7 protein-coding genes, 2 tRNA genes, 3 rRNA genes and 1 pseudogene are annotated in these 14497 nt (G+C 54.4%); 5 read left to right on the plus strand and 8 right to left on the minus strand.

What is annotated here, in order from left to right; translation table 11 throughout:
* Position 1: 1 nt before the first annotated feature.
* The 3 genes from glyQ to AC8GFZ_RS08080 are packed head-to-tail and all read right to left on the minus strand — an operon-like array spanning position 2 to position 3402.
* Positions 2 to 907, minus strand: coding sequence for a glycine--tRNA ligase subunit alpha (glyQ, locus tag AC8GFZ_RS08070; protein ID WP_506644113.1), 906 nt, complete (start codon positions 905 to 907; stop codon positions 2 to 4).
* 51 nt (positions 908 to 958) lie between these two features.
* Positions 959 to 2536: an apolipoprotein N-acyltransferase gene (lnt, locus tag AC8GFZ_RS08075; protein ID WP_506644115.1), complete on the minus strand. Its 1578-nt coding sequence runs from the start codon at positions 2534 to 2536 to the stop codon at positions 959 to 961.
* Entirely contained in the window at positions 2533 to 3402 is an 870-nt protein-coding gene (locus AC8GFZ_RS08080; RefSeq protein ID WP_506644117.1) for a CorC family transporter, read from the minus strand. Before AC8GFZ_RS08080 ends, lnt begins: the two co-directional genes overlap by 4 nt.
* A 76-nt stretch (positions 3403 to 3478) precedes the next feature.
* On the opposite strand from AC8GFZ_RS08080, the gene AC8GFZ_RS08085 reads away from it, so the two are divergent.
* Complete coding sequence (locus AC8GFZ_RS08085) at positions 3479 to 4393, plus strand: MBL fold metallo-hydrolase (protein ID WP_506644119.1); 915 nt, start codon at positions 3479 to 3481, stop codon at positions 4391 to 4393.
* Positions 4394 to 4448: 55 nt separating this feature from the next.
* On the opposite strand, the gene rrf is transcribed toward AC8GFZ_RS08085, so the two are convergent.
* From rrf to AC8GFZ_RS08110, 5 genes are all read right to left on the minus strand, one after another.
* A 5S ribosomal RNA gene (gene rrf / locus AC8GFZ_RS08090) occupies positions 4449 to 4562 on the minus strand.
* Positions 4563 to 4676: 114 nt separating this feature from the next.
* Positions 4677 to 7558, minus strand: a 23S ribosomal RNA gene (locus AC8GFZ_RS08095).
* A 327-nt stretch (positions 7559 to 7885) separates the two neighbouring features.
* A tRNA-Ala gene (locus tag AC8GFZ_RS08100) sits at positions 7886 to 7961 on the minus strand.
* Positions 7962 to 8034: 73 nt separating this feature from the next.
* Positions 8035 to 8111 (minus strand) — tRNA-Ile (locus AC8GFZ_RS08105).
* A gap of 98 nt (positions 8112 to 8209) precedes the next feature.
* A 16S ribosomal RNA gene (locus AC8GFZ_RS08110) occupies positions 8210 to 9740 on the minus strand.
* Together the 16S, 23S and 5S rRNA genes with 2 tRNA genes alongside form the textbook arrangement of a ribosomal RNA operon.
* Before the next feature lie 563 nt (positions 9741 to 10303).
* Between AC8GFZ_RS08110 and AC8GFZ_RS08115 the strand changes: the two genes are divergently transcribed.
* From AC8GFZ_RS08115 to AC8GFZ_RS08130, 4 genes and pseudogenes are all read left to right on the plus strand, one after another.
* Positions 10304 to 12205 (plus strand): ATP-binding cassette domain-containing protein, encoded by a 1902-nt coding sequence (locus tag AC8GFZ_RS08115; protein WP_506644121.1) that lies wholly within the window; start codon positions 10304 to 10306, stop codon positions 12203 to 12205.
* Between the two features lie 36 nt (positions 12206 to 12241).
* Positions 12242 to 12858, plus strand: a pseudogene (locus AC8GFZ_RS08120) (LysE family translocator).
* Between the two features lie 32 nt (positions 12859 to 12890).
* The gene (locus tag AC8GFZ_RS08125; RefSeq protein ID WP_506644123.1) at positions 12891 to 13748 is read left to right on the plus strand and encodes a PhzF family phenazine biosynthesis protein; all 858 of its coding nucleotides are present in this window, start codon (positions 12891 to 12893) and stop codon (positions 13746 to 13748) included.
* Positions 13749 to 13820: 72 nt separating this feature from the next.
* Positions 13821 to 14492 (plus strand): histidine phosphatase family protein, encoded by a 672-nt coding sequence (locus tag AC8GFZ_RS08130; protein WP_506644125.1) that lies wholly within the window; start codon positions 13821 to 13823, stop codon positions 14490 to 14492.
* Positions 14493 to 14497 lie beyond the last annotated feature (5 nt).

The raw sequence follows: 14497 nt of genomic DNA on the forward strand, positions 1-14497 counted from the left end.
GTCATGCCGCCTTTTGGTTGAGTTGCGCCACCCACTCGCGCGGTGCCATGGGGAAGCCCAAGCGTTCGCGGCTTTCGAAATAACTTTGCGCCACGCTGCGTGCCAAGTTGCGTATGCGCCCAATGTAGGCGGCGCGCTCGGTGACGCTGATGGCGCCACGGGCGTCCAGCAGGTTGAAGGTGTGGGCCGCTTTGAGCACTTGCTCGTATGCTGGCAAGGCCAGTTGTTGGCCGATCAAGTATTGGGCCTGCTTTTCATGGGCCGTGAATGCGGTGAACAAAAAATCGGCATCGCTGTGCTCGAAGTTGTAGGCCGATTGCTCTTTTTCATTTTGCAAATACACATCACCATATTTGAGTTCGTCGGTCCACTGCAGGTTGTAGACGTTGTCCACGCCTTGCAAATACATGGCCAAGCGCTCTAAGCCATAGGTGATTTCGCCGGTGATGGGGCGGCAGTCGATGCCGCCGACTTGTTGGAAGTAGGTGAACTGGGTGACTTCCATGCCATTGAGCCAGACTTCCCAACCCAAACCCCATGCGCCCAAAGTGGGGTTCTCCCAATCGTCTTCAACAAAGCGAATGTCGTTTTTTTTCAGGTCAAAGCCCAAAGCGGTCAAGGAGCCGAGGTACAGGTCGAGGATGTTGGCCGGTGCGGGCTTGAGCACCACTTGGTATTGGTAATAGTGCTGCAAGCGGTTAGGGTTCTCGCCATAGCGACCGTCTTTGGGCCGGCGGCTGGGCTGCACATAAGCAGCGCGCCATGGCTCAGGACCGATCGCGCGCAAGAAAGTGGCGGTGTGCGAGGTGCCTGCACCCACTTCCATGTCGTAGGGTTGGAGCAAAGCACAACCTTGCTGGTCCCAGTAGTTTTGCAGGGTGAGGATGATTTTTTGAAAGGTCAGCATGGGCTGTGGGATTGGTTGTCACCGACCCAGCGGGAAGGTATGGGTTTGATTTTATGCCCCCGCCACGGGCGTGCGAGGCCGGTGGACCCAAGCCCACAGCAAGATCAAGGCGCACAGAGTCGTCAGTGGCCACAAACCCCAACGCGATGCCCATTGTGCAAACCAGGTGGGGGGGTCAGTGCGCCCTTCTACCGAGGCCACGAGAACGCCCACGCTGTGTCGTTGCAGCTGTGCGGTGACCTTGCCTTGGTGGTCAATCACGGCGGTCATGCCGGTGTTGGTGGCCCGCACCATGGGGCGCTGCATCTCCATGCTGCGCAGGCGGGCAATGTTGAGGTGTTGGTCTATAGCGATGGTGTCACCAAACCAAGCAATGTTGCTGATGTTGACCATCACGGTGGGGGCGCGAGCGGGGTCGATAAAGCTGCGTGCAAGTTCTTCGCCAAACAAATCTTCATAGCAAATATGGGGGGCGATGCGCTGCCCTTGCCAATCGAATGTGGCCGGGTGTGGGCCCCCGGCTTTGAAGTCACCCAAGGGCATGTTCATCAGTTGGGTAAACCAGCGAAACATAGGCGGCACGAATTCACCAAAGGGCACCAAGTGGTCTTTTTCGTAGCGGTAGTCTTCGGTTTGATCAGGCTTCCACCCGATGGCGGCGTTGCTGTACATGGGCTCACCGCTGGGCCCATTGGTTTTCCATGGCACGCCGACCAAGGCCGCAGCAGATCCGGTCGTGAAATGCTGGCGCAATTGTTCCCAATACCCAGCGGGTAAGTTCATGGGCAACAAGGGCAATGCGGTTTCAGGCGCAATGGCCAAGCCACTTTGGACATTTAGCAGCGCTTGTTGGTACCAGCGCAGGGCTTGCGCAATGCCGGTATTGGGTTGAAATTTTTCACTTTGGGCGATGTTGCCTTGCAACAAGTGAACTTGAAGGTCTCCAGAGGAATACGTTGGAGAGAAGTTGTGTTTGTATCCGGGCAACTGCAGCACCAACAAGCTGGCCAGTGCCAGTCCCGCCCACATCAGGCTCTCTGGCTTGCCTTGGTATTTTGACGAATGGCGAGCTTGTCGAATGGCATGTGCGATCGCCATGGCTGTGGCTGCGGCCACCCAACCCATGCCATAAACCCCCAACCAGGGTGCCAGGCTAGACAGCACGCCATCAACGTGTGCATACCCCACGGCTCCCCATGGAAATCCGGTGAACAGCACAGCGCGGGCTATTTCTGCCAATGTCCATGCACTGGCAAAGACGAAAATGCTCGCCGCCATGGAGCTTCGCTCAGATCCCACGATTTTCACGGTGGCCCATCCGGCACTTGCGTAATAAAGGGCCAATGCCGCTGCCAAGAGCACCACGGCCAGTGCGGCCAATAGCGCATGCATGCCACCATAGGTGTGCAATGAGATGAACAACCACCAGAAGGTGCCCACCAACCACATCGTCGCAAACCACCAACTGTGCCAAAACGCTGTCTTCGCCTTTTGGCAATGGCTCAAGTGCGCAGCCAGTGTCGCCATGCCGATGATTTGCAGAGCAGGCAAAGTTTGCCCCCCCCAAGACCAAGCCAAAGCCAGTGCCTGCGCCAAGCCACCCAGGCACAGCCACCCCATGCTGATCATGATTCGGCTTGCGCGGATGTGTGGCGTGTCACGCGAAACCATTTGACCGCCCCACCTTTGGTGTGCAGCACTTCAAAGCGCAGATGATCGATTTGCAAATGCTCACCACGGCGCGGCACATGGCCCATGGCATGCGATATGTAGCCACCAATGGTTTCAAAGGTCTCTTCATCCAAATTGGGCCATTCGACATCGAACGCATCCTTGATTCGATCCATGGATGTGTCGCCATTCACCCGATAAACGTTATCTGCCAAGGCAAAAATATCTGTCTCAATTTCTTGGGTGTCGAATTCATCTTCGATTTCACCCACAATTTCCTCTAAGACATCTTCAATCGTGACCAAGCCTGAAACCCTACCGAATTCGTCAACCACCAAAGCTTGGTGATTGCGGGTGTGTCGAAACTCTCTGAGCAAGTCGTTCAGGCCTTTGCTTTCGGGGACAAACACAGCCGGTCGCAACAACGCTCTGATGTTCAGCTCGGGGGCACGTTGGAGTTTGAGCAGGTCTTTGGCCAACAAGATGCCCAAGATATTTTCTTTTTGGCTCTCGTAGACTGGGAATCTGGAGTGCGCCTTGTCAATCACAAAGGCCAACAGTTCGTCTTGCGATGCATGAATGTCGATCAAATCCATTTTGGGTGCGGCCACCATCACATCGGCCACGGTTTTATCGGCCATCCACAATACGCCTTCCAGCATGTGGCGACTGTCCATGTCAATGATTTGGTGTTGTTGAGCGGCCAACAAGGCTTTGACCAAGTCATCCTTGCTTCTGGGCGCCCTTTTCCATCGCTGCGTCCATTCTTGCAGCCAGCTCAATCGAGCGAGTTTGGGTGGTATCGGTGAGGTGTGTTCGCCCACAGTGGTGCAGCTCTTTACTGCTGTTGTCTATATGCTTCAAGCATAGCCCAAATCCATATCGGTTTAATATGACTGGATGCACACCATCCCTCACCCACCCGGGTTTTATTTTTTTGAGCGTGGCTGGCTGTCTTCTAACAACTTTCTGTTGATGGATGATGAACACACCACACTGATTGATACCGGTTATGCCACCCATGCTGAGCAAACATTGGCCTTGGTTCTATCTCAGTTGTCTGGCCGTTCATTGAGCCGCATTCTCAATACGCACTTGCACAGCGATCACTGCGGGGGCAACGCAAAGCTACAAGCGGCTTTCCCAGATACCCAAATTTGGATTCCACCTGGCCATTTTGATGCTGTTTTACATTGGGATGAGGATTTATTGACTTACAAATCCACGGGCCAACAATGTCCTCGCTTTGTACCTCATCATGTTTTGAAACCTGGGAGCAGTGTTGAATCTGGTTCATTTACCTGGGAGGTACATGCGGCGCCAGGACATGATAGCCATTCGGTGGTTTTGTTTGAACCAAAACAGAAGGTTTTGATTTCTGCTGATGCTTTGTGGTCCAACGGTTTTGGCGTTGTATTTCCAGAACTCGAGGGAATGGACGCCTTTGACGAAGTGTCATCGACTTTGGATTTGATACAAAGCCTGGGAGCCAATATTGTTTACCCTGGTCATGGTCCTGCATTTATGGATGTTTGTGATGCCATTGACCGTGCACGAAGCCGTCTGGATCAGTTTGTAAGTCAGCCCGAAAAGCACCAGGCTTACGCCAGCAAGGTCTTGCTGAAGTTCAAACTGATGGAATTTCAGTCGCTGCCCTTGAGTGATTTCTTGGCTTGGGCCATTCAAACACCTTATCTACAGCTGATGCACCGCCAAACCGATGTTGATATTTCCACTTGGATTTCATCCATCGTTCAACAATTGGTTGCTTCTGGTGCTGCGCGCATCGACGGTCCCGTTTTAAGCAACTTGTAACCCGCCAAAACAAAAAGCCCAACTCTTTCGAGTTGGGCTTTTTGAGGCTGTAAAAGCCTGACGATGACCTACTTTCACACGGGCAATCCGCACTATCATCGGCGCTGACGCGTTTCACTGTCCTGTTCGGGATGGGAAGGAGTGGTACCACGTCGCTATGGTCATCAGGCATAACTTTTGATTGTCTTGTTACCAACAAGACAAAGAATTCATAGAGCAAATCAGCTTTTCGATTTTGAATGCGTCACTTGGCATAACACCCTTGGCTTTAAGCCAAAGTTATAGGGTCAAGTCGCACGAGCAATTAGTATCAGTTAGCTTAACGCATTACTGCGCTTCCACACCTGACCTATCAACGTCCTGGTCTTGAACGACTCTTTAGGGGGCTCAAGGCCCCGGCAGATCTCATCTTGAAACGAGTTTCCCGCTTAGATGCTTTCAGCGGTTATCTCTTCCACACTTAGCTACTCGGCAATGCCACTGGCGTGACAACCGATACACCAGAGGTGTGTCCACTCCGGTCCTCTCGTACTAGGAGCAGGCTTCCTCAAATCTGCAGCGCCCACGGAAGATAGGGACCAAACTGTCTCACGACGTTTTAAACCCAGCTCACGTACCTCTTTAAATGGCGAACAGCCATACCCTTGGGACCGGCTACAGCCCCAGGATGAGATGAGCCGACATCGAGGTGCCAAACACCGCCGTCGATATGAACTCTTGGGCGGTATCAGCCTGTTATCCCCAGAGTACCTTTTATCCGTTGAGCGATGGCCCTTCCATACAGAACCACCGGATCACTATGTCCTGCTTTCGCATCTGCTCGACTTGTCAGTCTCGCAGTTAAGCACGCTTATGCCATTGCACTATTAGCACGATGTCCGACCGTACCTAGCGTACCTTCGAACTCCTCCGTTACGCTTTGGGAGGAGACCGCCCCAGTCAAACTGCCTACCATGCACTGTCCCCGATCCAGCTAATGGACCTAGGTTAGAACCTCAAACACACCAGGGTGGTATTTCAACGTTGGCTCCACAAGATCTAGCGACCCTGCTTCAAAGCCTCCCACCTATCCTACACAGATCTGTTCAAAGTCCAATACAAAGCTACAGTAAAGGTTCATGGGGTCTTTCCGTCTTTCCGCGGGGAGATTGCATCATCACAAACATTTCAACTTCGCTGAGTCTCTGGAGGAGACAGTGTGGCCATCGTTACGCCATTCGTGCAGGTCGGAACTTACCCGACAAGGAATTTCGCTACCTTAGGACCGTTATAGTTACGGCCGCCGTTTACTGGGACTTCAATCAAGAGCTTGCACCCCATCATTTAATCTTCCAGCACCGGGCAGGCGTCACACCCTATACGTCGACTTTCGTCTTTGCAGAGTGCTGTGTTTTTATTAAACAGTCGCAGCCACCGATTTTTTGCAACCTCATTGGGCTCCATCCGCGAGGGACTTCACCTACTAAAGGCACACCTTCTTCCGAAGTTACGGTGTCAATTTGCCGAGTTCCTTCTCCAGAGTTCTCTCAAGCGCCTTAGAATACTCATCTCGCGCACCAGTGTCGGTTTGCGGTACGGTCGTGTGTAGCTGAAGCTTAGTGGCTTTTCCTGGAAGCAGGGTATCACTCACTTCGGAAGCAAGCTTCCTCGTTATCACCCCTCATCTAAGCCCGGCGGATTTACCTACCAGGCACGACTACAGGCTTGAACAGACACGTCCAACAGTCTGCTGAGCTAACCTTCTCCGTCCCCACATCGCACTACACATCGGTACAGGAATATTGACCTGTTTCCCATCAACTACGCATCTCTGCCTCGCCTTAGGGGCCGACTCACTCTACGCCGATGAACGTTGCGTAGAAAACCTTGCGCTTACGGCGAGCGGGCTTTTCACCCGCTTTAACGCTACTCATGTCAGCATTCGCACTTCTGATACCTCCAGCAGTCCTTACAGACCACCTTCACAGGCTTACAGAACGCTCTCCTACCACTTGCAATAAATTGCAAATCCGCAGCTTCGGTAACTGGCTTAGCCCCGTTACATCTTCCGCGCAGGACGACTCGATCAGTGAGCTATTACGCTTTCTTTAAATGATGGCTGCTTCTAAGCCAACATCCTGACTGTTATAGCCTTCCCACTTCGTTTCCCACTTAGCCAATTTTAGGGACCTTAGCTGGCGGTCTGGGTTGTTTCCCTCTTGAGTCCGGACGTTAGCACCCGGTGCTCTGTCTCCCAAGCTGTACTCGTCGGTATTCGGAGTTTGCATTGGTTTGGTAAGTCGCCATGACCCCCTAGCCAAAACAGTGCTCTACCCCCGACGGTAATACTTGAGGCACTACCTAAATAGTTTTCGGAGAGAACCAGCTATTTCCAAGTTTGTTTAGCCTTTCACCCCTATCCACAGCTCATCCGCTAGTTTTGCAACACTAGTCGGTTCGGACCTCCAGTGCGTGTTACCGCACCTTCATCCTGGCCATGGATAGATCACTTGGTTTCGGGTCTACACCCAGCGACTGAACGCCCTATTCGGACTCGATTTCTCTACGGCTTCCCTATTCGGTTAACCTTGCCACTGAATGTAAGTCGCTGACCCATTATACAAAAGGTACGCAGTCACCCCTTGCGAGGCTCCTACTTTTTGTAAGCATGCGGTTTCAGGATCTATTTCACTCCCCTCCCGGGGTTCTTTTCGCCTTTCCCTCACGGTACTAGTTCACTATCGGTCGATGATGAGTATTTAGCCTTGGAGGATGGTCCCCCCATATTCAGACAGGATTACACGTGTCCCGCCCTACTTGTCGTTAGCTCAGTATCACACAGGTCTTTTCGCGTACGGGGCTATCACCCTCTGTAGCCGGCCTTTCCAGACCGTTTCGCTAAGTCTTGTGCTATCACTAACAGGCTTCTCCGATTTCGCTCGCCACTACTTTCGGAATCTCGGTTGATGTCTTTTCCTCGAGCTACTGAGATGTTTCAGTTCACCCGGTTCGCTTCGCACAGCTATGTATTCACTGTGCGATACCCACTGCTGGGTAGGTTTCCCCATTCAGAAATCTCCGGATCAAAGCTTATTTGCCAGCTCCCCGAAGCATATCGCAGGCTATCACGTCTTTCGTCGCCTATCATCGCCAAGGCATCCACCACATGCTCTTAGTCACTTGACCCTATAACTTTGGCGTTTCTTGCGAAACACTAAGTTTATTTCAAGGACTGTCTGTCAGGTCTTTCACCTGACGCGTTATGCCGTAACTAAGCTTTCGCTTATTTACTTTATGAATTTCAAACCAAATTGAATATTCATGTGACGCAATCAAAAAATTGTTGCTAGCGGCACGGTCTGCACTAAACCTTTACGAATGTGCAGTTTCCGCTAACAACGCTGATTCGACTCTATGAATTTTTAAAGAACAGCCGTCAACCTTTCGGTTGGATTGTTGGTCATAAGACCAACAACAAAGCACCCTTTAATAAAGGCACTTTGTTGTTGATATTGGTGGAGGATGACGGGATCGAACCGACGACCCCCTGCTTGCAAAGCAGGTGCTCTCCCAGCTGAGCTAATCCCCCTCGAAACCCGTTGGGCTGCTGAGATTGTGTGCCGCCGCACCCTTTGTCGCCACCCCAAGCCAACAGGCTTTGATGGTGGGTCTGGTTGGTCTCGAACCAACGACCCCCGCCTTATCAAGACGGTGCTCTAACCAACTGAGCTACAGACCCAAGCCGGGCGCATCGAGACCCAAGCAAAAGCCAGGTCGGTGGCGACTACCTCTAACAACCGATAAGTGTGAGCGTTTGAATTTAATTGCTATTTCCAGAAAGGAGGTGATCCAGCCGCACCTTCCGATACGGCTACCTTGTTACGACTTCACCCCAGTCACGAACCCTGCCGTGGTAATCGCCCTCCTTGCGGTTAGGCTAACTACTTCTGGCAGAACCCGCTCCCATGGTGTGACGGGCGGTGTGTACAAGACCCGGGAACGTATTCACCGCGACATGCTGATCCGCGATTACTAGCGATTCCGACTTCACGCAGTCGAGTTGCAGACTGCGATCCGGACTACGACTGGCTTTATGGGATTAGCTCCCCCTCGCGGGTTGGCAACCCTCTGTACCAGCCATTGTATGACGTGTGTAGCCCCACCTATAAGGGCCATGAGGACTTGACGTCATCCCCACCTTCCTCCGGTTTGTCACCGGCAGTCTCATTAGAGTGCCCTTTCGTAGCAACTAATGACAAGGGTTGCGCTCGTTGCGGGACTTAACCCAACATCTCACGACACGAGCTGACGACAGCCATGCAGCACCTGTGTTACGGTTCTCTTTCGAGCACTAAGCCATCTCTGGCAAATTCCGTACATGTCAAAGGTGGGTAAGGTTTTTCGCGTTGCATCGAATTAAACCACATCATCCACCGCTTGTGCGGGTCCCCGTCAATTCCTTTGAGTTTCAACCTTGCGGCCGTACTCCCCAGGCGGTCAACTTCACGCGTTAGCTTCGTTACTGAGTCAGCAAAGACCCAACAACCAGTTGACATCGTTTAGGGCGTGGACTACCAGGGTATCTAATCCTGTTTGCTCCCCACGCTTTCGTGCATGAGCGTCAGTGCAGGCCCAGGGGATTGCCTTCGCCATCGGTGTTCCTCCGCATATCTACGCATTTCACTGCTACACGCGGAATTCCATCCCCCTCTGCCGCACTCTAGCCTTGCAGTCACAAAGGCAGTTCCCAGGTTGAGCCCGGGGATTTCACCTCTGTCTTACAAAACCGCCTGCGCACGCTTTACGCCCAGTAATTCCGATTAACGCTCGCACCCTACGTATTACCGCGGCTGCTGGCACGTAGTTAGCCGGTGCTTATTCTTACGGTACCGTCATGGACCCTGGGTATTAGCCAAGGCTTTTTCGTTCCGTACAAAAGCAGTTTACAACCCGAAGGCCTTCGTCCTGCACGCGGAATGGCTGGATCAGACTTTCGTCCATTGTCCAAAATTCCCCACTGCTGCCTCCCGTAGGAGTCTGGGCCGTGTCTCAGTCCCAGTGTGGCTGGTCGTCCTCTCAGACCAGCTACAGATCGTCGGCTTGGTGAGCCTTTACCTCACCAACAACCTAATCTGACATCGGCCGCTCCAATCGCGCGAGGTCTTGCGATCCCCCGCTTTCATCCGTAGATCGTATGCGGTATTAGCGTAACTTTCGCTACGTTATCCCCCACGACTGGGCACGTTCCGATGTATTACTCACCCGTTCGCCACTCGCCACCAGGGTTGCCCCCGTGCTGCCGTTCGACTTGCATGTGTAAAGCATTCCGCCAGCGTTCAATCTGAGCCAGGATCAAACTCTATAGTTCGATCTTGAATTTTTTTGCTCTTTCGAGCAACTCATAGAAAAGGAATTGAAGTGAACTTCACTTCTATTCTCATGAGCGTTTGAGGCCTTGCGGCCTCGGTTACTAGAACCTTGGCAATTGCCTTCAAACGCCCACGCTTATCGGCTGTAAGTTGTTAACGAACCGTTGATTAGCTGTGATCAGCTGAGCCAAGGATTATGACACGATTATTTAAGTCCTGTCAACACCTAGGGTCTTTACCCATTTGGATGGCCATTTGAAGGCCATTCCGCTTGAGCGAAGCCTTGCAGTATATACCGGAATTTAGACCACGGTCAACTAACTGCATTTATTTTCCTCATGAACCAGTGATCTCACGCGCCAAGATCACCTAAGCCGTTGAATCTAAATGACTTAATTTCTTTGAGAAAGTGTTTTGATCTGGTGTCGATGGCCGGCTCGGGGGTCTCTCTTGAACAGCGCCTCTTTTTTGTCAGCGAGAATGATTGAACTGCTGTGCGTTTACACGCAGACTGTTCGCTCTGCCAGATGGCTGCGCGCACCTCCTACTCTTACCCCACATCATGAGCCTGCTTCAACTACAACAAGCCCAATTGGCGTTTGGTCAAGCCGCATTGCTCGATCATGCGGATTTTTCACTGCAACCCCTTGAGCGCGTGGGCTTGATTGGTCGCAACGGCACGGGCAAATCCTCTCTCATGCGCATTTTGGCGGGCCTTGAAAAACCGGATGATGGTCAATTGCAGTTGCAACAAGGGGTTCGTTTGGCTTTGGTGCAACAAGAGCCTGTGCTCGACCCTGAATGGACCGTTCATGAGGCGGTGCGGCAAGGCCTGTCTGAGGTGATCGCCTGGATCGACAGCTATTCGCTGGGCGAAGGCGACTTAAATCTGTTGCAAAACGCCATCGAGTCGCGCCACGGCTGGGGCTGGGAGCAACGGGTAGAGGAGACGTTGCACCGTCTGCGCCTCAATCCTCTGGCGCGGGTTTCTGAACTTTCGGGCGGTACCGCCAAACGGGTTGCGCTGGCCCAGGCATTGGTGCAACAACCCGACATCTTGTTGCTGGATGAACCCACCAATCATTTGGACCTCGACAGCATCGAGTGGCTGGAAAACCTGCTGATCGAGTCGCGCACCAGCATGGTCATCATCACCCACGACCGCAGCTTTTTGGACAAAGTGGCCACGCGCATTGTTGAACTTGACCGGGGTCGCTTGCTGTCATATCCCGGCAATTACGCGGCATACCAACAACAAAAAGAGGTGCAGTTGGCACAAGAGGCCGTGGTCCAAGCGCGGGCCGATAAGTTGCTGGCTGAAGAGGAGGTATGGGTGCGCAAAGGGGTGGAAGCGCGCCGCACGCGCAGCCAAAGTCGCATTGTGCGGTTGGAGCAATTGCGCCAACAGCGCGCTCAACGCCGTGAAGTACAGGGCCGGGTGAACATGGGCCTGTCCAGCGGCGCACCCAGCGGAAAAATCGTGGCTGAACTGGAAGGCGTGAGCAAGTGGTTCGCGGGCCCCAATGGCGAGCGCAAAACCGTGGTTCGAGATTTCAGCGCCACCTTGCTGCGTGGCGACAAAGTGGGTCTGATGGGCCCCAATGGCGCGGGCAAAACCACCCTGCTCAAGCTGATCTTGGGGGAAATTGGCCCCGACAGCGGGAAAGTGCGCCAAGGCACCAAAATTCAAGTCGCGTATTTCGACCAAATGCGCCAAGCCCTGGACTTGAACGCGAGCCTTGAAGACTTTATCAGCCCGGGCAGCGAATGGATTGAAATTGGCAACCAGCGCAAGCACGTCAAAAGCTACTTGCAAGACTTTCTTTTTTCGCCTGGCAGAGCGCACTCTCCCATCCGGTCGCTGTCGGGCGGCGAGCGCAATCGCTTGCTGCTGGCGCGTTTGTTCGCCAGACCCGCCAACGTGTTGGTGTTGGATGAACCCACCAATGACTTGGACATTGACACCTTGGAGTTGCTGGAGGAGTTGTTGCAAAACTACGATGGCACGGTGTTCATCGTGAGCCACGACCGCACATTTTTGGATGAGGTGGTCACCAATACCTTGGTCTTCGAAGGCGACGGACGTTGGCGTGAATACGTGGGTGGCGTGCAAGATTGGCTGCAGCAGTCACGCCGGGCCATGGCCCTCAACGCGGGCTCCTACGTGGAACCAATCGCCAGTCAACCCACCATGTTGCCTGCGTCACCAAACCGAGAAGAAACCTCCACCCCGCCGGCCAAAAAAACCAAACTCAGCTTCAAAGAGCAGCGCGAGTTGGATGCTTTGCCGGCCTTGATCGAGGCCTTGGAACGTGAACAAAACGAACTCAATCAACTTTTGGCCGACGGCCAGTTGTTCATCCAAGACCATGTCAAAGCGGCCCAACTGGGGTCGCGCATCGAGGCCATTGAGTCCGAGTTGATGCAGGCTCTGCAACGCTGGGACACCCTGGGCAGTCGTTGATGTGGCGCCACCCATCCAAAGCCGCATGGGGGCGCCATGGGTAACTCCGAATGGGCGGCTTTGCTGGCGATGTGCACGGCGGTCAGCTTTTCCCCTGGCCCCAACACCACTTTATCGACAGCGCTGGCGGCCAACCACGGCCTGCGCCGGGCATTGCGCTTTTGTTTGGCGGTGCCCCTGGGTTGGGCCTTGCTGTTGGTGCTGTGCGGCGCAGGCTTGGGCTTGTTGATCACCGACAACCCGCCACTGCGCTGGGCCATTCAATGTTCTGGCGCAGCGTATATATGTTGTGGTTGGCCTTCAAGCTCAGCCGCACAAAACGCTTGGGCACGGCAGACGAATCACGCTTGAATTTGGGGTTTTGGCAAGGCGTGGGGCTTCAATTTCTCAACATCAAAGCCTGGATGTTGGCCATCACCTTGACCGGCGGTTGGGTCATCCATGCCAATGGACAAGCGGCAACCAACCCCACTGAGCGTTTGGTGCAAGTGGTTGGCGTGGGCATGGCATTTGCCTTTTGCAGCAACTTCACTTATGCGTGCATCGGATCGGTGTTGCGGCAATGGTTGGAAAAGGGCCACCGCCTCATTTGGTTCAACCGGGGCATGGCCTTGCTGTTGGTCATCACCGCTGGCTGGATTTTGCGGGCATGATGGATCCCTCCTTTGCAAACAAGAGTTCAGCCATGCAACGCGCTTTCGCCCAAATAGATGTCTTCACAGCTACCCCCTACCTGGGCAACCCCGTGGCGGTGGTGTTGGATGGCACAGGCTTATCGACCGAAGTCATGCAGGCCTTCACCGACTGGACCCACTTATCTGAAGCCACCTTTGTTTTACCCCCCACCAAAGCAGGGGCTGACTATGCGCTGCGCATTTTTTGCCCAGGCCGCGAGCTGCCCTTCGCTGGACACCCCACCTTGGGCAGTTGCCATGCTTGGTTGGACGCGGGCGGTATGCCCCAGGGCGCAGAAGTGGTGCAGGAATGCGCCGTGGGCTTGGTGCGCATTCGGCGCAACGGTCAGCGGCTGGCCTTTGCCGCACCCCCGCTGCGGCGCAGCGGCCCATTGCCCGAAGATGAGGTGCTGCGCATTGCGCAGGGCTTGGGTTTGGCCAGAAAAGACATCTTGCACCACGCTTGGTGCGACAACGGGCCCCAGTGGCGCGGTGTCATGCTGGCCAGTGCCCAGCAAGTGCTGGCCCTCCAACCCAACGCCCAGATTTTGGCGGGTATGGAGGTTGGGGTGGTGGCCCCCTTGGATCAAGCGTCTCAGCAGAGCACGAACGGTCCAGCAGAGGCGTTCGAGGTCAGGGCGTTTTTCCCAGGCCATGGGGGCTTGACCGAAGACCCGGTCACCGGCAGTCTGAACGCCGCCTTGGGCCAATGGCTGATCGGCGCAGGGCTTGCGCCCACTCATTACGTGGCGCGCCAAGGCACGGCCTTGGGCCGCGCCGGTCGGGTGCATGTGCAACAAGATGCCCAAGGGCAGGTGTGGGTGGGCGGGGAGTCCGTGGTCTGCATCAAAGGCCAAGTGACGCTTTGATCCCCTGGCTTGATGCGGCCCGCGTCCCCCGCGAGACGACATAACGAACACCGATTCGCGACAATGCCCGCCATGGGAACTCTTTACTTGGTGCGCCACGGCCAGGCCTCGTTTGGCGCCGACGACTATGACCAGTTGTCCGAACTCGGCCAGCGCCAAAGTCGCCGCTTAGGCGCTTATTTTCAAGAGCGCAGATTGACATTTGAAGCCGTCATCACCGGCAGCTTGAAGCGTCAACAGCAAACATGGCGGGGCATTGCCCAAGGCATGGGCCAAGCCGAGCTGCAGCATTTGGTGTGGCCCGGCTTGAACGAATACGACAGCCATGCGGTGATTCACGCCATCCACCCCGAGCCCTTGGCCAAGCCCGACACCCCTGAGCTTTACAAACACCACTTTGGTTTGTTGCGCCAAGGCTTGCAAGCCTGGATGCGCGGCCAAGCCCAGCCCCAAGGCATGCCGTCTTACCCCGACTTTGTCCACGGCGTCACGTCCGCCTTGGTGCATGTGCAGGCCCAGCACAGTGGCGATGTGTTGCTGGTGTCCAGCGGCGGGCCCATCGCCACAGCGGTGGGCCATGTCTTGCAAACGCCCCCAGAAGTGACGATTGAAATCAATATGCGCATCCGCAATACCGCGGTGAGTGAAATGCACTACACACCCAAGCGTTTGTCATTGGTCAGCCACAACACCATCAACCACCTGGATGGGCTGGCCCACCAAGGCTGGGTCACTTACACCTGATGGGT

The sequence above is a fragment of the Limnohabitans rimovensis (SeqCode) genome (genome assembly GCF_965234775.1).
Lineage (GTDB): Bacteria > Pseudomonadota > Gammaproteobacteria > Burkholderiales > Burkholderiaceae_C > Limnohabitans > Limnohabitans rimovensis.